At 67.1% G+C, this 17,263-nt stretch carries 19 protein-coding genes and 2 pseudogenes; 5 read left to right on the forward strand and 16 right to left on the reverse strand.

The window, feature by feature from the left end; translation table 11 throughout:
- The 13 genes and pseudogenes from U9983_RS06050 to U9983_RS06110 all read right to left on the reverse strand — a co-directional run.
- A pseudogene (locus U9983_RS06050) lies at positions 1-2,181 on the reverse strand (hypothetical protein); the annotation flags it as partial.
- A gap of 34 nt (positions 2,182-2,215) precedes the next feature.
- Positions 2,216-2,542, reverse strand: a complete 327-nt coding sequence (locus U9983_RS06055) for a trypco2 family protein (RefSeq protein WP_322753073.1) — start codon at positions 2,540-2,542, stop codon at positions 2,216-2,218.
- Between the two features lie 445 nt (positions 2,543-2,987).
- Entirely contained in the window at positions 2,988-3,269 is a 282-nt protein-coding gene (locus tag U9983_RS06060) for a tyrosine-type recombinase/integrase (protein WP_322753074.1), read from the reverse strand.
- A 214-nt stretch (positions 3,270-3,483) separates the two neighbouring features.
- A complete protein-coding gene (locus tag U9983_RS06065; protein ID WP_322753075.1) occupies positions 3,484-4,953 on the reverse strand; it encodes an RNA-binding domain-containing protein in 1,470 nt (489 codons plus the stop codon).
- Positions 4,954-5,350: 397 nt separating this feature from the next.
- Positions 5,351-5,539, reverse strand: coding sequence for a hypothetical protein (locus tag U9983_RS06070; RefSeq protein WP_322753076.1), 189 nt, complete (start codon positions 5,537-5,539; stop codon positions 5,351-5,353).
- A gap of 518 nt (positions 5,540-6,057) precedes the next feature.
- Positions 6,058-6,420, reverse strand: a complete 363-nt coding sequence (locus U9983_RS06075) for a DUF5615 family PIN-like protein (protein WP_322753077.1) — start codon at positions 6,418-6,420, stop codon at positions 6,058-6,060.
- Complete coding sequence (locus tag U9983_RS06080; protein ID WP_322753078.1) at positions 6,417-6,686, reverse strand: DUF433 domain-containing protein; 270 nt, start codon at positions 6,684-6,686, stop codon at positions 6,417-6,419. Before U9983_RS06080 ends, U9983_RS06075 begins: the two co-directional genes overlap by 4 nt.
- 326 nt (positions 6,687-7,012) lie before the next feature.
- Entirely contained in the window at positions 7,013-7,330 is a 318-nt protein-coding gene (locus tag U9983_RS06085; protein ID WP_322753079.1) for a helix-turn-helix transcriptional regulator, read from the reverse strand.
- Positions 7,327-7,509, reverse strand: a pseudogene (locus U9983_RS06090) (type II toxin-antitoxin system RelE/ParE family toxin); the annotation flags it as partial. The pseudogene U9983_RS06090 and the gene U9983_RS06085, both read right to left, overlap by 4 nt.
- 422 nt (positions 7,510-7,931) lie before the next feature.
- On the reverse strand, positions 7,932-8,129 hold the full coding sequence (locus U9983_RS06095; RefSeq protein WP_322753081.1) for a hypothetical protein: 198 nt from the start codon (positions 8,127-8,129) through the stop codon (positions 7,932-7,934).
- Between the two features lie 476 nt (positions 8,130-8,605).
- Positions 8,606-8,944, reverse strand: coding sequence for an XRE family transcriptional regulator (locus U9983_RS06100; protein WP_322753082.1), 339 nt, complete (start codon positions 8,942-8,944; stop codon positions 8,606-8,608).
- Between the two features lie 156 nt (positions 8,945-9,100).
- Positions 9,101-9,415 (reverse strand): helix-turn-helix transcriptional regulator, encoded by a 315-nt coding sequence (locus tag U9983_RS06105; protein WP_322753083.1) that lies wholly within the window; start codon positions 9,413-9,415, stop codon positions 9,101-9,103.
- Entirely contained in the window at positions 9,412-9,807 is a 396-nt protein-coding gene (locus tag U9983_RS06110; protein WP_322753084.1) for a type II toxin-antitoxin system RelE/ParE family toxin, read from the reverse strand. Before U9983_RS06110 ends, U9983_RS06105 begins: the two co-directional genes overlap by 4 nt.
- Before the next feature lie 498 nt (positions 9,808-10,305).
- Between U9983_RS06110 and U9983_RS06115 the strand changes: the two genes are divergently transcribed.
- The 3 genes from U9983_RS06115 to U9983_RS06125 all read left to right on the forward strand — a co-directional run bounded on the left by U9983_RS06115 (position 10,306) and on the right by U9983_RS06125 (position 12,810).
- Positions 10,306-10,593: a type II toxin-antitoxin system Phd/YefM family antitoxin gene (locus U9983_RS06115; RefSeq protein WP_322753085.1), complete on the forward strand. Its 288-nt coding sequence runs from the start codon at positions 10,306-10,308 to the stop codon at positions 10,591-10,593.
- Positions 10,590-10,883 carry a type II toxin-antitoxin system RelE/ParE family toxin gene (locus tag U9983_RS06120; RefSeq protein ID WP_322753086.1) on the forward strand — a complete coding sequence of 98 codons (294 nt, stop codon included), beginning with the start codon at positions 10,590-10,592 and terminating at the stop codon, positions 10,881-10,883. Before U9983_RS06115 ends, U9983_RS06120 begins: the two co-directional genes overlap by 4 nt.
- Positions 10,884-11,589: 706 nt before the next feature.
- A complete protein-coding gene (locus U9983_RS06125; protein ID WP_322753087.1) occupies positions 11,590-12,810 on the forward strand; it encodes a porin PorA family protein in 1,221 nt (406 codons plus the stop codon).
- Between the two features lie 41 nt (positions 12,811-12,851).
- On the opposite strand, the gene U9983_RS06130 is transcribed toward U9983_RS06125, so the two are convergent.
- The 3 genes from U9983_RS06130 to U9983_RS06140 form a co-directional block, all read right to left on the reverse strand.
- The gene (locus U9983_RS06130; RefSeq protein ID WP_322753088.1) at positions 12,852-13,415 is read right to left on the reverse strand and encodes a nuclear transport factor 2 family protein; all 564 of its coding nucleotides are present in this window, start codon (positions 13,413-13,415) and stop codon (positions 12,852-12,854) included.
- Between the two features lie 126 nt (positions 13,416-13,541).
- Complete coding sequence (locus U9983_RS06135) at positions 13,542-14,342, reverse strand: SDR family oxidoreductase (RefSeq protein ID WP_322753089.1); 801 nt, start codon at positions 14,340-14,342, stop codon at positions 13,542-13,544.
- Positions 14,343-14,478: 136 nt separating this feature from the next.
- Positions 14,479-15,105: a TetR/AcrR family transcriptional regulator gene (locus U9983_RS06140; RefSeq protein WP_322753090.1), complete on the reverse strand. Its 627-nt coding sequence runs from the start codon at positions 15,103-15,105 to the stop codon at positions 14,479-14,481.
- Between the two features lie 53 nt (positions 15,106-15,158).
- Between U9983_RS06140 and U9983_RS06145 the strand changes: the two genes are divergently transcribed.
- Both U9983_RS06145 and U9983_RS06150 read left to right on the forward strand, forming a co-directional pair.
- Positions 15,159-16,001, forward strand: a complete 843-nt coding sequence (locus tag U9983_RS06145; RefSeq protein WP_322753091.1) for an SDR family NAD(P)-dependent oxidoreductase — start codon at positions 15,159-15,161, stop codon at positions 15,999-16,001.
- A complete protein-coding gene (locus U9983_RS06150; RefSeq protein WP_322753092.1) occupies positions 15,998-17,263 on the forward strand; it encodes a cytochrome P450 in 1,266 nt (421 codons plus the stop codon). Before U9983_RS06145 ends, U9983_RS06150 begins: the two co-directional genes overlap by 4 nt.

Genomic DNA, 17,263 nt, shown 5'->3' on the forward strand with positions numbered 1-17,263 from the left:
GTTCAGTAGACGGAGGTAGTCGGCCGATAGACCGATGTTGCGTGCCGGGTCCGGTCGGAGTCGGGTGACGGCCAGTTCGGTGAGGGTGGTGGCGGCGGTGGCGAGGTCGACCGAGCGGTCCGGGAACGCGTCGATGACGGCAGTGAGATCGTCGATGGTCAGGGCAGTGGCAGCGACGCTGACATGGGGGTGGGTGGTGAGGAGGCCGGCGAGCAGCGCCGGCAGGTGGGGTTGGTGGATCGCGGCTCGGGCCAGCACGGTGAGGCCCTGGCGGAGCTGGCTGGCTGTCGCGTCTGCGAGCAGGGCGGCGGCGAGACGTGGCTGGCCGGCGGGCGGGGGACGTAGCGCCTGCCCGACGAGGTGTTCGGCGATCCGGTCCGGGGCGAGGGTCCCCCAGTAGCCGCCGGTCGGGGCGGGGTAGAGGTCACGCAGCCATTCCGCAACCGCCAGCTTCCGTGTCTCGTCGGTGTCGGTCAGGCGGGGTATCCGGCCGACGGTGACGACCGCCTGGTCTTCGTCGTCCGCTCCGCACAGCACCGCGGTCACGACGGCCCGGCGTAGCAGCGACCCCGGCATCTGGAGAGGTACGGCGGCGGCGGTGTCAGTCCAGTAGTGCTGCTCGTGGTCGAGCAGGACATCGGAGATGTCCCGGTCTGGGCCGGTGCCGGCGACGGGCCGGGGACCGGCCTGCAACAGGTCGGTCAGCGCCCGGGTGTGCAACGTCAACGCCAGCCCGTACCGGCGGTCGTGTAGATCGGGGGGCGGGGCCAGGACCGCCGCGAGCGCCGGCCAGTCGGTCTGTGGGTCGACCTGCGCCCAGCCGGCCGCGAGATCGGCCACCACCCGGTGGAAGGTGGCGGCCCGGTCGGCGTCGTCGGGTTCCAGGGCGGGCAGCGGTTCGGGGGTGACTCCGGCGCACAGGTCGGGGAACTCGACGCGCAGGGTTGACCACCAGCCGGCGTCGTCCGGCGCGGATCGGGCCAGCAGCAACAGCCGTACCGGCGCCGCGACCGGCCGCCGCAGCACCCGGCACACCGCCCGGAGGTGACCGAGCCGGGTTTCCGCGTAGTCGACGACCAGCAGCACCGGGGTCGCGGTCGCCGCCACCCGCTCGATCGACTCTGCCGGAGCGGCCGGGTCGAGGACCCCTGCGACCCAGCCGACCTGACGGCGGTCCGCGCACAGCCGTAGCGCCAGCCGGGTCTTGCCCTGCCCACCCGGACCGACGACCAGCCGCACCGGACCGGCGGCCGGCTGTGCACACCAGCTGTTCAACGCCTCCCGCTGTACCCGCCGGCCGTAGAACCCGACCACGGCCCGCGCGGGCCGCAGCAGCGACGCCGGCGACGGCCGTCCCCGCTCAACCCGCGGCGGCTCGAACAGCCCCCCCAACTCGACCGACGACAGAACCACCCGCTCGCCACCGCCGACCAGCCCGGTGAACCCCGGATCGTCGGCCACCGCCGTGATCGGGGTGACCGCCAGCCGCCCCCCGGCGAAATCCAGCAGGTCACTTTTCACCACCCCGACCAGCAGCCCGCCGGCGAACACCGCCGCCCCCGACAACCCCGCCCACGCCGACGACACCCCCCGATACCCATCCGGCCGCGTGTCGCCCAGGTGCACATCTATCCGCTCCGGCCCGCCGGCCAGCGGGTTCACATGCCCCGTCAGATGATCCGGCCGACGGACCCGGCTCTCCTCATCACGCAGCACCCGAGGGAAACCCACCAGCTCACACGGCACGCTGCCCGCGACACCGGTGAACCGCCCCCACCCCACCGGCACCAGCGGCGCGACGGCCACCGGACCCGACAGCCGCAGCAGCGCTAGATCGGGCATCTCCGGACGCGCGGCCTCCCGCCGTGCCGTGCCCTCCGGCCCACCTACCCCGTCGGGGTCGTCATCTGCTCCGGTCGGGGAGTCCGTGCCGTCCTCGCCCGCCCCCGCGGACATGGGTGACCACACCGCCGGCCACACCACCACCCCCGACGGTGACCAGCCCTCACCGGCGAGTCCCTGGACCTGCACCGCCGGCCACGGTGACCCATCCGGACGGAACACCACGTGCGCCGCCGTCACCACCAGACCGGGCGCCACCAGATAGCCCGAGCCGCGCCGCTTCCACCCGTCCCCCGCGCGAACCGCCACGATCCCGGCCGGGGAATACCCGCCCGTCACCCGCCGTGCCGCCGTTCCCCGCGCCGCCGACCGATCAGTCCTCGTCCTCGTCCTCGTCGGCCACGTCCAGCTCCCGGCGCACCGTGCCCCCCACGCCATCCGAGGCGATTTCCTTCGGGGTCATCGTCAGCTTCAGTCGATGCGTCGCCGTCGTCCCCACCGAACCCGACGCGCCCACCGACACCACCCAGAACTTCGCGCCCAGCTCGCCCTTCCCCTCCTTGCGCAGCTCCAGCCCGAACTCCATCTCCACCGGCCCCATCTCAAACCGGATCGACTCGCCCGCACCCGCCAGTCGCGTCGCGGCCAACTCCCGCCGCAACGACCCGATCGCGTCCGACACCCGCACCCACTCGTCCACCGAGACCCCCCGACGCACATCGACTTAGATCGCCGCACAACGTTACTACCCGACCCCCCACCCCCACGACTGACACCGCAGGAACCGAAGACGTGGAGGGCACGTGACGCACCCTGCGGGGCGTCTCCCCCCGGGGTTCGCGTCGAAGTCCCGACCCTCCCGGACGTCTGAGGCTGACAGCCAACGTGACAGCCAAGCCGGCGGACGTCGGTGGACGCTGGCGGACGTCCGTGGACGAGCGGCCCCAGGTCGCCAGGCTCGGCGCACGCGAGCGGACGTCCACGGAAGATCGCGAGCAAACTACGGATCAAGAGGTTGGGGGTTCGAGTCCCTCCGAGCGCACGCTGGTTGAGGCAGGTCAGAGCCCCGCAGCCGATCACACGGCGCGGGGCTCTGGGCTTTTGAAGATCTCCAGTACTGCAGTTTGTACTGCAATTGGAAACGATCAGCCCGCGGACGTCCCGCCGCCACCCGCATCATCGTCACGTTCCATAGCATCCGGCCGGGTCGGTGGAGCCAGCCGGCCGAGGATGCCATCCATGCTCGCCGCCGTGCCGCGCCGGACGTCTTCCAGGACATCGATGTAGATGTCAGCCGTGGTCGCGATCCGGGTGTGCCGGAGCAACGCCCGGATCTCGTTGAGATCCACCCCCGCACGGAACAACAGCGTGGCCGACGCGTGCCTCAGATCGTGAACACGGGTCCGGTGGTACGTGCCGGCCGGCATGCCCCTGCCGCACGCGGCCATCGTGTCAGGCGTAGCGCTGACGTGGATCGCTGCACACCACGGCTCCTGGCTGAGCGCACATCCACGCTGCCGGAGCGCAGGAATGAGCCGAGAATGCGCCGACCCGGCTGTCGAAGCCGCCTACGCCACCGGCTTGACCTGCATCCTCACGCCGTACGGTGCAGGCGCGAATGCGCCAGAATGGGCCGGGACCTCAGCCGCCGGGTCGGGAGAACCCCCGCGTCGCCAGGCTCCGGCCTCTACTGGTGGATGTCCAGCGTGCGCCGCGACCTCGCCCATGCAGCATGATCAAATCAGCATCTCGCAGACGTTGTAGCAGGTCTCGGACGTCCCGTTCAGACAAGCCAGCGCCTGGTTGCAGAGCAGCCACGATGTCGCGCAGGGCGACCGACTCACGTCGCGTGAAGATCATGACCAGTACGTCGAAGGCGGAGCGAGGCAGACCCAGATCGAAGATCCACTGTGGAGTTGCTCCCGGTCGCCAGAACTCGACCCGGACGCTCGTTCCCGTGTCCTCGATGCGCGGCGTGAGTTGCCCCGCTCCTTCAACAAGGCGAATCATGCGCTGGACACCGCTGCCCAGGCTGTCGACGACGCCGCGGCGGTACAGCGTGCCGGCGATCAGCGGGTTCCACGGTTGAGACTCGTGTGGCACATAAAGGTCCGCGACGGACAGTCCGAAATGCAGGGGACCGATGCTGGTCACCTCGATCCGGTCATCGTAGATGAACACGCTGATTGATCCGGCGGCATTGCTGCAATCACGGTGCGAGACCGCGTTGGCCAGCGCTTCGCGGAGCGCAAGCAACGGGATCTCGGGTTCGTCGAGGCGCACCATGCTGTCCGGGTCAAGTTGGGCCGCGATCGGCAGGTGCTGGCGGCAGAACTCCTCGGCACGACGCAGCAACGCAAAGGCGTTGCCGTGTTCCTGCCGCTCGTCGACCATCCGCTCGCCACGGACAACGCCACGGAACCTCGCCAGCTTGATCAGACACTGAGGATAGTCCGGCAGCAGCCGATCCGATCTTCCGAACAACGCGACCGCAGCGTTGATGATCCTCCCGTTCTTGACCAGACCGAACCCGCGCAGCACTTCGACCGGGTCACGGCTGAACGGATCGCCGATCCGGCCACGGGCTATGGCGTCTTCCAAGGTTCGGACGATCTCGCCAAAGTCGAGATCGTCAAGAGTGAGTTTCGCCGGCTCGATCTCCCACCGATCGCTGGCATGCACCTGTTCGAGGAACAGCCGCTGGTACTCCTCGCGGCCCATCTCAGTGGTGACAGCGCCGACTCGCTTGTACGCGGTTCCCCGGTAACGGTACGGCCGGTAACGACCTTGCCTGACAGTCACCACGATGACATGGCGACCCGGTTCGATCTCGACAGTCTCGATCGTCGGGGTGACCTCCGGATCGAATGCCCGTAGCGCCTCATACAGCTTCTCCAGCGTGCTCTCACGCACTTCCTGACCAGCCACGCGGCCATCGGGTGTGACGCCGAACAGCAGCCGACCGCCGTGCAGGTTGACCATCCCACACAGCGTCTTGGCGGCCTCCGTCCGCTGCCCGGTGGACTCCTTGAACTCCTGCCGATCGGACTCACCCTCGCCTGCCCAGCGGGCGATCTGGCTAACCTCAACGGGAACATACGTAGGGGTCACACCGCGACGGTAGCCCGCCACCATTGCACCGCCTTCAGCGGCAGCGGCTTCGCAACGCCCTGACCGTCTCTCGCTCATGGGATCGCCGCAGTGCACAATGCGAACCGTGCAGACCTGGACGATCACGAAATTCCCCACTCTGGTCATAATCTACCGATAGACCGCACGGTAATCCTTGTGGAGAACCCAAACCGCACTGACACGCGCCGCTGGGATTCCTGCTCTCATGTGAGGGCATCAGGCCGGCCTGCTACCGGCTCTACGACGGTCTCGAAACCGGCGAATGCCACGTCCTCGACCACGCGCGCCGGCCGGGTGGAGGTCTTCTACACGGTGAAACCGGCCTTTTCCAGCGCCTTGACCACCTCGGTGCCACGCAGCGCGGGGACCGGCGGCATCAGGCCACGCCGACCGTCACCGCCAGCTCGCCCGGCGCGCCGAACTCGGCAAACCAACCTTCCAACGCTGCACGCAGGTCTTCGATCACCTCGCCCCGAGTCCGGCCCTCCCCATTGGCCCCGCCGCCCGGGAGAGCAGCATGTGCGCAAAACCAGCCGGTCTCGTCCTGCTCGACGGTGTAAGGCACGTGAACCACCCGACTCATACGATCTACAGTACGCCGAATGCCCCCCGGATCAGCAACACAGCCCGTCGCCAGGCCGGGTTACCACCTACCTGCTGGACGCTCACCGCCCTGTCGGCTGTAGCAGACATGATTGGCATGCGCACGACGGCGAGCGCCACGCGCCACGCCGCCTCGATGGCGGATCGGACACTTCCTCACATTCCGTCGCTGCGGGCGAAAACGACGGTGTACTGCAGTTGTACTGCAACGGGGATGGACGTCCGTAGACGTCGGTGGACGACCCCGAGCCCGCGACCTACACCGGTGAACATCAATGGACATATCGTCGAGGACTACGGATCAAGAGGTTGGGGATTCGAGTCCCTCCGAGCGCACGCTGGTTGAGGCAGGCCAGAGCCCCGCAGCCGATCACACGGCGCGGGGCTCTGGGCTTGGTGCAGCAACGACTGCAGCAGCAACCTTCAGCTTGGGCAGTCATTGAGCGTGCTCCGCTGCACCATTTTCGGACTCCGACGCCGTCAGTCAGTCTGGCGGCGGATCCGGAGAAGGCCGCGCTGCGCCACTGTCACCGCGCCGACGAGGTCAGCGAGGTCATGATGCGTGACCAGATCATCGACGGCCGCCATCACGGCACGCGCCGACTGATCGTCAAGACGGAAGACCACGATCCCGCAGTGCGACCCGGGCGGGTAGGCACGGATGTTCCCGAAACCACGATCAAGAGTGAACACGATCCGGCTCTCGGCGACCGCGGCGGCAAGCACCTCCGGATCGGAACTGCCTGACAGGTGCTCGGCAAACACGGTGTCGGCATCGACGCCGTGCTTGCCGAGCCGCTCCGCCAGCGAGACGGGCAGACCCTCGTCCAGTTTGACCTTCACGGCGCCGTACGAAGGGGCACGAGATCCTCCCGGGCCAGACGCGCTCCATAAGCAGCGGCCGCACGGATTCCTGACACGGTCAGCGACGGGTACTCCGCGACGATCTCCTTGTCCGACATGCCGTCGGCGAGACAATCAAGCACGACGCTCACCGGCACCCGGGTCCCCCGAATGCATGCCTGCCCGTGCCCAACTGCCGGGTCGGCCACGACCAGGGCCAGAAGATCTTCCGCCATGTCTCCCAGTATGCGCCCGGATCTCAGCATCAGCCGACCGTCCCGTGTCCGCGACGTGGCATGACTGACAGCCAGAGTGACAGCCAAGCCGACCGACGAGCCTGGACATCCGCGGACGACGATGGACGGAAAGCACGAGGTCAGCGGACGGAGTGGACGTCCACAGACGCTAGCGGAAGGGCCAGAGCAAACTACGGATCAAGAGGTTGGGGGTTCGAGTCCCTCCGAGCGCACGCTGGTTGAGGCAGGTCAGAGCCCCGCAGCCGATCACACGGCGCGGGGCTCTGGGCTATCTGTAGCAACAGGCGCAGCTACAGCCCAGTACGCGATCAGATACGTTGCGGCGGCCAAGCAGCTCAGGCGATCGCGGCAATGTCCCCGTCATCGAAATAGATCGCCTGGTGCAGCCGGCCACCGAGAGCAGCGGCGTACCTGGCGACCACCTCCTGACCGGAGAGCGAACCCTGCTCGATCTGCGAGACCCGGCCCTTGGTCACCCCCATCCGCTCCGCCACCTGCTGCTGGGTAAGACCGCGCGCCCGACGCACCTCGGCGAGCCGGTGGCCCACCGCGACCGCAAGAAGCTCCTGCTTGCCGGCAGCGACCGCATCCTCCCCACCGGCCCGAGCGACCTGCTCGACACGGACATCAGCCCACCGCGTGTAACCACTCATCGCCGACCGCCCTCTTCCTGACCGCGTTCCACCAGGTAGGTCTTGTAGCGTTGCTCCGCCAACGGGATCGCTTCGGCGTACCAGGCGTTCCACTGCCCGGCTTTGTCCCCGGCGACGAGCAGGATGCTCGACCGCCGCGGGTCGAAACAGAACAAGATCCGCACCATGCCCGGTTCGAGTCCCTCCGAGCGCACGCTGGTTGAGGCAGGTCAGAACCGGATCGACGATCTTGGAAAGGCGCCTGACCACCTGGCGGTTACCGGCCGCCGACGACATCAAAAGATGTCGTGAGTGCCGACTTCCAGCCAGATGATGTGCGGCTCATCCGCCCTTTTGGACGGTCCGTAGGCGAACGTGGCGCGACCGTCGGGTGCCCATGTCATCTCATACACCCCCGGTCGGGTCCGCACACCCTTGACCCGCAGCCCCTTGCGGAATCCACCCCTGCACGGAGATCAGCGAGGAACATGTCCCGTGCACGCAGGAACCGCTCACGCTGGGCAGGGGTCAACCGGCGGTACATGTCCAGGAACCGTATGGTCCGCTCGAACGTGGGCACAACCGGCACAGTACCCGCCTGCTCACGGAGCGGAAGTAACGGTCAGGCCGTGCGAGGATACTCGATCAGGTCGCCAACGACGGCAGCCCGCAAGTCGGCGTCGAAGTCCTCGACGCTGTCGTACAACTCGGTATGACCGGCGTCGGCTTCCGCCAATGCATCGTCGAGTGCTGCCTGCGAAGCAGGCGAAAGATCGACAAGATCAACGCCAACCAGGGCGGCCGGCACCTCGTAGTTCATCCTGGCCTCCCCCTGCGTCCCGTCCCCCGGGCACGGGGGAGGATCTTCCGGCAACTTCCGGCGAGATGCACTATTGTCAACCACCTCGACAGGCGTGAAGAAGACCCCTCAGCCCACCGTAGCACGCAGCACAGCGTCTGGATCATCATGTGGCCTGGAGACGACGAGATCCCCGTCGACTGCGAAGGGCGTCACGATTACGGCCTACGGGATGTCATGCGGGCCACCCGGATGCCGGCCGGGACGATCCTTACCTTCCGTCGCTGGCACCCGGAGCGGTGCCGTACTGCAGTTGTACTGCAACGGGGACGGACGTCCACGGACATTGATGGACAATCCGCTCTTTCCTCTTAATCTGCGGGTTCGGGGTTCAAGTCCCTGGCGGCGCACCCACACTCCACATGCTTGCTGAGCAGCGGGCAGCTTCGTTGCGGTTTGTTACGGGCTGCCGCTTTGTTCGGTGACGGCTGTCGATGTCAGGCGACGATGTAGCTCGAGTCGTCGAACTCGGCCGTGACCTTCAACCGTCCGCCAAGTGCCTCGACGTAGGCGCGCAGGACTGACACCGACACCACGTCCAGCTTTCCGCGTTCCACGTCGGAGATGCGGGGGCCGGATACACCCATGGTTTCGGCGACCTCACGTTGAGTCAGAGCACGGCTGCGTCGGACCTCGGCCAGCCGGTAGGCGTGGATCTCGTCGTCGAGGCGGCGCTGCCCGGCCTCGCGGTCGGCATTGGTCCGTACCGGATAGCCGGCGGCGACACGTGTCTGCTCGGCCTGGCGTTTGACGTCGTCCCATCGCATCGTTGTCATCGGTAGTCCCTCCTCTCGATCTCGATCTCGGCAAGGTGAAGGTCATAGCGTTCATCCGCTCCTCTCGACCCGCCTCTCCCAACGCTCCCGGCTGCTCCGCAGCCAACCAGACACGGACGGACGGACGGGCGGGCGGTGACCTGTGCCGGCAGCGCCTCAGGCGATCTGGCGAAGGTCGTTACCGTAGTCGAAAATGATCCGCATGCGGGCACCCAGCGCCCGGGCGTACCGGCTCAGCGTCGCGACCTCGTTGACGTCGAGGTCACCGTTCTCGATCTGGCTTACCCGCCCCGGTGAGACGCCCATCAGCTCGGCTACCTGACGCTGGGTCAGCCCCAGCCGCTTGCGCTCCTCGCCAAGGTGGAAGGCGCTGATCCAGGACTCCGTGCGCGCCCGCTCGGCGACGAGCGCCTCATCGTCGCCGTCGTGCAGCTCGGCACGAATGTCATCCCAGTCATGGAACTCGGTCACGAGCCCTCCCGCCGCTTTCTCTCAAAGGCCAGCCACCTGTCGTATGCGACCTCTGCTATGGGGATCGCAGTCGTGTACCACCGTGACCAGTCACCGGCCTTGTTGCCGGCGACCAGCAACACCGCCTGTGACCAGGGATCGAAAACGAAGATCACCCGGATCGCGATGTCGCGGCCCGACCTCGGCCGCAGCTCCTTGAGATTCTTGATCGTCGATCCTTGCAGCGTGTCGACGAGCGGACGCCCGAGCCCAGGCCCGATCTCGGCGAGCATGTCGATCGCCGCATTGACCGACCGATAGGTGTCCAGGTCTGTCTGGCGCAGCGAGCGCAGCCACTCCCGCAGTTCGGGTGTGGCCTTGATTGTCCACCGATGAGGTGGCTCCACCGACACAGGTCGACTATAGCTCGACCTAAACATGCGGCGTCGTGCTCCCGGCAGGTTCCGCCGATGGTGGCATGACTGACAGCCACACGGACAGGCGAGCCCGCGGACAGCCACGGACTCCAGCGAACATGCACGGACATCCGAGCCCAGGTCACCGGACCCGGCGAACCCCGCGGACGTCCACGGATGATCCAGAGCAAACTACGGATCAAGAGGTTGGGGGTTCGAGTCCCTCCGAGCGCACGCTGGTTGAGGCACCTCAGAGCCCCACAGTCGATCACAGGACGCGGGGCTCTGGGCTTTTGAAGATCTCCAGTACTGCAATGAGTACTGCAATGAGTACTGCGGCCCGATACTTGTCACGAACTTGAGCATCTGCGTAACGGAGCGTCGCCAATCAGCTGTAGACGGTCCGGCAACCCGCCCGACTGCACGATCAGAACCTGATCCGCTCATGACAGACGGTTGAGTAGGTCGACACCAGCCATCGTTTTGGTCATACTTATGACCATGACGACGCTCCCGCTGGGAGAGGTCAAGGCCCATCTGTCCGAGCTTGTAGGTCGAGTTAATGATCACCATGAGCGGGTGACCGTCACCGTACACGGTCGCGCGTCCGCCGTGCTGCTCGCGGTGGAGGACCTGGAGCAGCTGGAGGAGACGCTCGCCATCCTCAGCGATCCGGCGACGATGCGCAGACTCGCGGACTCCGACGCCGAACTCGCCCGCGGGGATGTCGTCTCCGAGGAAGGGCTGGCCGAGACTATGCGGCGCCGACGTCGCACGGCGTGAGCGAAGAAGCACACCGGGTATCGCAACCCCACACATTACGCACCACTCCGACGGTGCGCCGTGCGCCTACCGAACGTCTCCCCGAGGTAGTCGCCGCAGCCGCGTACGAATTCATCACCGGCCCGCTACTTCAGGCACCCTATCGGGTGGGAAAGCGGCTGATGCCGCCGCTGGATGACCGATTCAGCGCCCGTCGCGGCACCTATCTGATCATCTACCGCATCGACGACATATCGCGAACCGTGACCGTCGTCGACATAGGCCACCGCCGCGACATCTACCACCGGTGAGCCATCCGGCCAGCGGAGAACAATGAAGCTGGTGCCAAAGCCCTTGATGCCGCTGTCCCCTGACGCTTCCGCAGACCAGGGCAACGCCGATAAGCCGAGTCGGCACACTCCCGTTCCAGCACATAGAAGACCTCGGCTATGACCGGGGCCGGAACCAGCGACGGCCGCCGTGACCGTGCTGCGTCGGTCATCAGTTCGACACAACGGCCGTGGTCCTTGTCGTCATAGTTCGCAACCGCGACGAGCGGGCCGGTATTGAACCGGCTTATGGTTCATACCTGCGAGAACACTCGGGTTCGCCCGGCCCGCGGGCCGACATCCTGCGCAGGCGCTTGCCGAGGAGGGGGTGCGGTCGATGTCGACGCGCTGATCGCTACCGACGACGATGAAGCGGGATCACTCCACGAGTACCTTGCCTGCCGTGGTATGATCAGCACCCTCAGTCGGCGGCCGAGGGTGCTGATGTCGAGACACGGTTGTGAGCACACGCCACGAACACCCGCTGGCGGGAGCGCGAAGCCACGGCCGTGGCCATGGCGCTACAGCGTCTCGGTGATGCCAACCTGCGGGTCCGACGTGCGCACGTTAGACCAGGCGCCCGGCTGCTGCTGGAACGTCGCGGTCGGCGATGTAAGCGCTCGGTCGCTGCGGCCATACCCGCAGTCGCGCAGCAACTCTCAATTCCCACGCAGCGGAGGCTCCCAGCGTGCGTCGTATCTCGAAATTACTCGTCACGATCGGGATGCTTCTCCTCGTGATCGCAGGCGCCTGGCGGTTTGTCGCCCCCGGCCAGCTTGTGAAGTACCCCGATGACCTGGACAAGACCGTGTACGCGACCGGCACGCTCACGCTCTACGCCGATCCGGCAACAGCGGCGCCGCAACCTAGCCCGACGCCATTCCCGCTCGACATCAAGCGTCGAGTCCATGTCGTCGAGTCGTCGACATCGAAGGTCGTGGTTCAGGAGGACGACGTCGAAAAAATCGGACCTCTGCCGGAGCAGAACTTCCTGCAGCGCTATGTCATCGACCGCAGCTCGCTGAAAAATCTGGCGGATGAGCGCGCCTACGCCTACACGGCACAGAACAAGATCGACCGCTCTCCGAACTACTCGATCAATCTGCCGTTCGATGCCGGCGATGGGCCGTACTCGATCTGGAAGAACGAAGTGGGGGCACCTTACCCGTTCCGGCAGGACGGGCCGAGCGTGGAGCGGGCCGGGTTGACGTTACGGCCGATGCACGGACGCCTGGAGAAAGCGCCGGTACAGGGCTACTACATCGATCAACTGAAGTCGCAGGGCATTCCCAGGCAACTCACGCTTCAGCAGCTCAGCCCCCAACTCAAGGCGCAGGGCCTGGACCCGCAGCAATTCGCGACGCAGGTACTCCCTCAACTGTCCGCAGCCGACCAGGCCGAGATCGTTTCGGTCATCAGCCAGCCGATCGCGCTGAACTACCTGCTCGACGTGGACACTCGGCTCCTTGTCGAACCACGGACCGGCGCGATCGTCTCGCTCGACCGCATCAACCAGACGATCTACGCGCAGCCCGACCTTGCCGGCATCGGCCGGATCCAGACCATCCTCGCGAAGCCTGAATATGCCAGCAATACGACCGTCACCGGGGCAGAGGCAACGCTCGCCCGCCTGGTCCGCACTCCACCGACGACGCGAATCTTCAACATCGACTACTCGCAGACCCCACCATCGGTCGCCGATCTCGCAAGCTACGCGACGGACCTGGGTAACCAGATCAACCTGGTCAAAAAAGTCGTTCCATTGTTTTTAATCATCTTTGGAGGGGGTCTCACCGCCATCGGGGTCGCACTCAGCGTGCTCCGACGGTCAGATGGTCGGGGCCGGAACACCACGACGAGCGAAGGCGTGGGGGGAGCTGGCGCCACGGTGCCGACCAGGACCGACTGAAGGATGTCGTCCATGCTCCGTGCCGTCCCTGTCGCGGCTCGTCAGTCCGCTGGCTTGTGCCAGTAGTCCTGCCAGGTGGGCCACGCCTGCGGAATGTCGCCGCGACCGGTGGCGCTCGCCGGCCAGCTCGCGGGTTCCTGCAGGAGCGGCCGCTCGTCGAGGTGCAGACCGTAGAAGAGCCGGTGGTCACGACGCGTGAAGTACCATTCGCCGTCCCGCCGCTCGTAGTCGTCCTCGTAGGCGATGGCCTGGCGTAGCCAGCTCCGTTCGTCCCCCAGTTCGGCGATGCAGTAGACCGTTCCCGCGGCGCGCTCCGGCTCAAGCAGGTTGATGACGTGCTGGCCGACCGTGAGGATGGCGACGGGCGCGGCCCTCAGATGCAGGTCGAAGGATGCCCGCAGCGCGTCCCGGCCCCGGACGCTCCTTCCTACCTTGACGTCCGGGACGAACAGCTCGACCAGCGCCTCGGTGTCGCAGGAGCCGACCGCGAGGGCGTAGCGGGCGGCAAGCTGCCCGATCTCCTGGTACGCCAGTAAGCGCTCGACGTCGGTCATGCCCGCTGGCGGCGGGATACGTCGCGGTCCGTGACGACGGGCGTCGGTCATACCCGGCCCTCCTGTGGGGTGTCTCATCCGGTGCAGTCCGGATTGTCGGACTGCCGTCGATGTCAGCGTGCCACCGACAGGGCTGTCTGTCGGTGGCGGCGGGCGGCGAGCAGGGGCGTTTCGAGCTCAGGTGATCGTCTGGCCGCCGTCAACCACGATGTGCTGACCAGTCACGAAACGGGAGGCGTCGGAGAGCAGGAACTGCACTGTTCCGAGCGCGTCCGCCGCACCTGCCGACCCCTTGATCGCCTGGCGGACGGTGAGCCAGTCCGGCGGCATCCCGTCGGCGTCCGTCATCAGTTCCGTCATCTCGGTGGCGAAGAAGCCGGGGGCGAAGGCGTTCACCCGGACGAGGTAGCGGCCCCACTGCACGGCCAGCTCGCGGGTCAGATGCGCGAGCCCGGCCTTGGCGGCGCAGTAGGCAGCCTGGGGGATACCCGTTCCGGTGGTCGTGACCGCCGCGGTGGACGTGACGTTGACAATCGAGCCACCGCCTCGCTCCCGCATCGACACCAGGCACCGTTTGGCCAGGTCGAACGGCGCGACGAGGTCGACCTCCAGCACCTCCCGAAACTCCTCGGTGCTCTGCCGGGTGGCAGGCAAGCCGCTCCCGCTGATGCCGGCGTTGTTGACCAGCCCGTCGATCCCACCGAATTCCCGGACGGCCTGGTCCACCAGCCGGGCGCGGCCGGCATCGTCGGAGATGTCGCAGGCGACCGGGACGGCTCTCCCGTCCTCGCCGATCTCCTTGGCAATCTCGGCGACGAGGTCGCGCAGCCGGTTCTCGCGGCGCGCGGCGAGCACCACCTTCGCGCCCACCGCCGTCAGGCCGTGCGCAAGCATCCGACCGATGCCGCTGCTGGCGCCGGTCACGACCACCACACGGTCACGGATGTCGAACAACGAGTCGAACGCCGGAGTCGTCATCGGGTACCTCCGCTGGATGGGTCACTGCTGAGAAGGTCACGAGGCGGACCGATCCGTGGAGGCGGTCCGATCCGTGGAGGCGGTCCGTCCGGTGGCGGGACGCCTGCTGAGCGCAGCTCAGCTCCCGCCCCGGTGCTCAGCCGCTGGTGGCTGTGCACAACACACGGGCCTGGTCGAGGATCGCCTGCTTGCATGCCGCCAGATCGAGGGTGATGTCGGTGAACCATTCCCACGTAATGCCTCGGATCATGGCCATCACCGCGATGCTCACCGATGCCGGGTCAAGGCCCGCCCGGATCGTTTCGAGCTCGATGCCCTCGCTGAGTGCGGACTCGATACGCCCCCGGAACGCGATGTTCTGCTGGTGGATCACCGGCAGGAGTTCCCGCAGGGAGGTGGCCGCCTCGTGGGCGATGACGATGTAGGCGCGGGCCGCCGACGGGTTGGCGGTCAGGCCGTCGAACAGCCCGATGATCTCAGCCTCGATGCGCTCGGCCCCGCGGACGTTGTCATCCAGCGCCGCTGGCGGACTCTCCCTGAGCACGTGGTCGATGATCGCCGCAAGCAGCTTCGGCTTGGAGCCGAAGTAGTGCGTGGCCAGACTCCGGCTGTAGCCGGCGCGCTCACCTAGATCGGCAAGCGTCATGTTCCCGTAGCCGCCGTCGGCGAGCAGGTGGATCGCGGTCTCGAGGATGGCGATGCGGGCGGCGTCGCGACGTTGTGCCTGCGTGCGTCGCGACCGTTGGGTGGTTGACGTCACCATGCCTCCATGTTACTTGTTAGACGTACAACTAGTCATCACGGACTGGGGGCATCGTGGGCGAAACGAGTGTCGCCGTCGTCACCGGCGCGGCGAGCGGTCTCGGGCTCGGACTGGCCGCCGGCCTCGTGGCCCGAGGGATGAGCGTCGTGATCGCCGACATCAACGGGGACGCGCTCGCGCAGGCGCAGCAGCGCCTGCAGGTCGACGGCGCGGAGGTGCTCGCCGTTCGCACCGACGTCACCAAGGACGACGAGGTCGCCGCCCTCGCCAGCCGGACCCTCGACCGGTTCGGCCGCGTCGACATCGTGTGCCTGAACGCCGGAGTAAATCTGCGGGGCCGTGCCTGGGAGCTCTCGGTCGACGACTGGCGCTGGATCTACGACGTCAACGTGTTCGGTGTCGTCCACGGAATCCGCAGCTTCGTACCGATTCTGCTGAAAGAAGGCGCGGGCCATGTCCTCATCACCGCGTCGAACAGCGCCGTCGCGACGCTTCCGGCATTAGCGCCCTACGTGTCCAGCAAGCACGCCGTGCTCGCGCTCGCCGAGACGGTGCAGCATGACCTCCTCGAAGTCGGCTCCGACGTACGCGTGTCGGTTGTGCTGCCGGGCGCCATCCGTTCGGGCATGGCGGACGCGGTCCGCAACCGCCCAGCCGACTACGGCAGCGCCCAGGTCTCCGCGGAGGTTCTGCACGCGAGCCGCGCCTTCCTCGAGCGTTACGGGTCGGACCCGCGGACGATGGCGGACGACATCCTGCGGCAAGCCCTCGACAAACATTGTTTTTGCGTCTTCACCGACCCGGCGGACACCGCGACGCTCCTCACCCACGCGCAAGCGCTTGGCGAAGGCCGGCTGCCGACCGTTACCGCGCCCGTCTTTCAGGAGAACCGATGAACGATGGACCTGTGACGTTAGCCGACGCCGACGCCGGCGCCGACGCCGAGGCGCGGGCCCGCGACGCCGGCGTGCCCGTCACGAACTTCGACCCGGAATGCGATCCGGCGTTCAAGGAGGACCCGCTCGGCACGATCCTGGCGGCGCAGCAACTCGGCGACGTCTTCTACAGCACCGCGGCGCGCGGCTTCTGGGTCATCACGCGCTACGACCTGTACAAGGAGATCAGCCAGGATCCGCAGCGCTACTCCAACTGCGAGACGTTCACCTTCTACCGGGACCCGCCTCCGGTGTTCCACATGCCGGCGAACCTGGATCCACCCGAGCACACCAAGGTCCGGAAGCTGATCACGCCGCTGCTGTCGCCCGCGGCCGTGAAAAGGCTCGAGCCACGAGCCCGGGCATCGGTCGCGACGATCGCGGACGAGGTCGCCGCACGAGGCGGCTGCGACTTCATGGCCGACGTCGCGTTGCGCATCCCGGCCGAGGTCTTCCTCGAGCACATGGGACTTCCGCTCGCGGGCGCCGACGAAATCGTTGCCACCCGGCTGCTGCCGGCGAAGCTCAACGCCAGCAACGACCCCGGTGGCGTGCAGCTCGCCGCGGCGGTCGCGAAGGTGCGTGGCATGTTCGAAGAGGTGCTCGCCGACCGGCGGCGCCGGCCCGCCGACGACGTCCCCACCTACCTGTTGTCCCAGCAGCTCGACGGCCGACCCCTCACCGACGAGGAAATCGTTCAGCTCTGTTACACCCTGCTCGGCACGTCCCTCGGTACGACCGCGTCCACCATGGCGTTTCTGTTCAAACTGCTCGCCGAGAACCAGGCCCTGCGCCGGCGCGTCAACGACACCCCGCAGGTGGTCGGCGGACTGGTCGAGGAGGCCCTGCGGTGCTTCCCGGCGATCCCGCTGGTCTCCCGGACCGTTCAAGGCGACGTCGATTTCCACGGGATCACGTGGAAGGACGGCGACCGACTCCTCCTGTTGTTGTCGGCGGCAAGCGCAGACCCCGACCTGTTCCCGTCTCCGGAGAAGATGGATCCGGATCGGCTGCCGAACCGTCACCTCGCCTTCGGCCTGGGACCGCACCGGTGCGCTGGTGCACACCTGGCCCGGATGGAACTGCGCGTGCTCGTCGAGGAATGGCACCGCCGCATCCCCGACTACCACCTCGGCGACCTGTGCGGCCTCACCCACGAGGTGTCGGTCGCAGTCCGCATGACGACCCTGCCCCTGGTAGTCGGCCAGGCCGCCGCGCCCTAG

It is taken from the genome of Protofrankia sp. Cas3 (assembly GCF_963555955.1).
GTDB lineage: Bacteria > Actinomycetota > Actinomycetes > Frankiales > Frankiaceae > Protofrankia.

Excerpts from the sequence above, each read along its gene's own strand:
- U9983_RS06060 (WP_322753074.1), bottom strand. The coding sequence starts at position 3,269 with ATGCCGGCCGGCACGTACCACCGGACCCGTGTTCACGATCTGAGGCAC.
- U9983_RS06080 (WP_322753078.1), bottom strand. The coding sequence starts at position 6,686 with ATGCTGAGATCCGGGCGCATACTGGGAGACATGGCGGAAGATCTTCTG.
- U9983_RS06085 (WP_322753079.1), bottom strand. The coding sequence starts at position 7,330 with ATGAGTGGTTACACGCGGTGGGCTGATGTCCGTGTCGAGCAGGTCGCT.
- U9983_RS06095 (WP_322753081.1), bottom strand. The coding sequence starts at position 8,129 with ATGAACTACGAGGTGCCGGCCGCCCTGGTTGGCGTTGATCTTGTCGAT.
- U9983_RS06100 (WP_322753082.1), bottom strand. The coding sequence starts at position 8,944 with ATGACAACGATGCGATGGGACGACGTCAAACGCCAGGCCGAGCAGACA.
- U9983_RS06115 (WP_322753085.1), top strand. The coding sequence starts at position 10,306 with ATGACCATGACGACGCTCCCGCTGGGAGAGGTCAAGGCCCATCTGTCC.
- U9983_RS06130 (WP_322753088.1), bottom strand. The coding sequence starts at position 13,415 with ATGACCGACGCCCGTCGTCACGGACCGCGACGTATCCCGCCGCCAGCG.
- U9983_RS06135 (WP_322753089.1), bottom strand. The coding sequence starts at position 14,342 with ATGACGACTCCGGCGTTCGACTCGTTGTTCGACATCCGTGACCGTGTG.
- U9983_RS06140 (WP_322753090.1), bottom strand. The coding sequence starts at position 15,105 with ATGGTGACGTCAACCACCCAACGGTCGCGACGCACGCAGGCACAACGT.
- U9983_RS06150 (WP_322753092.1), top strand. The coding sequence starts at position 15,998 with ATGAACGATGGACCTGTGACGTTAGCCGACGCCGACGCCGGCGCCGAC.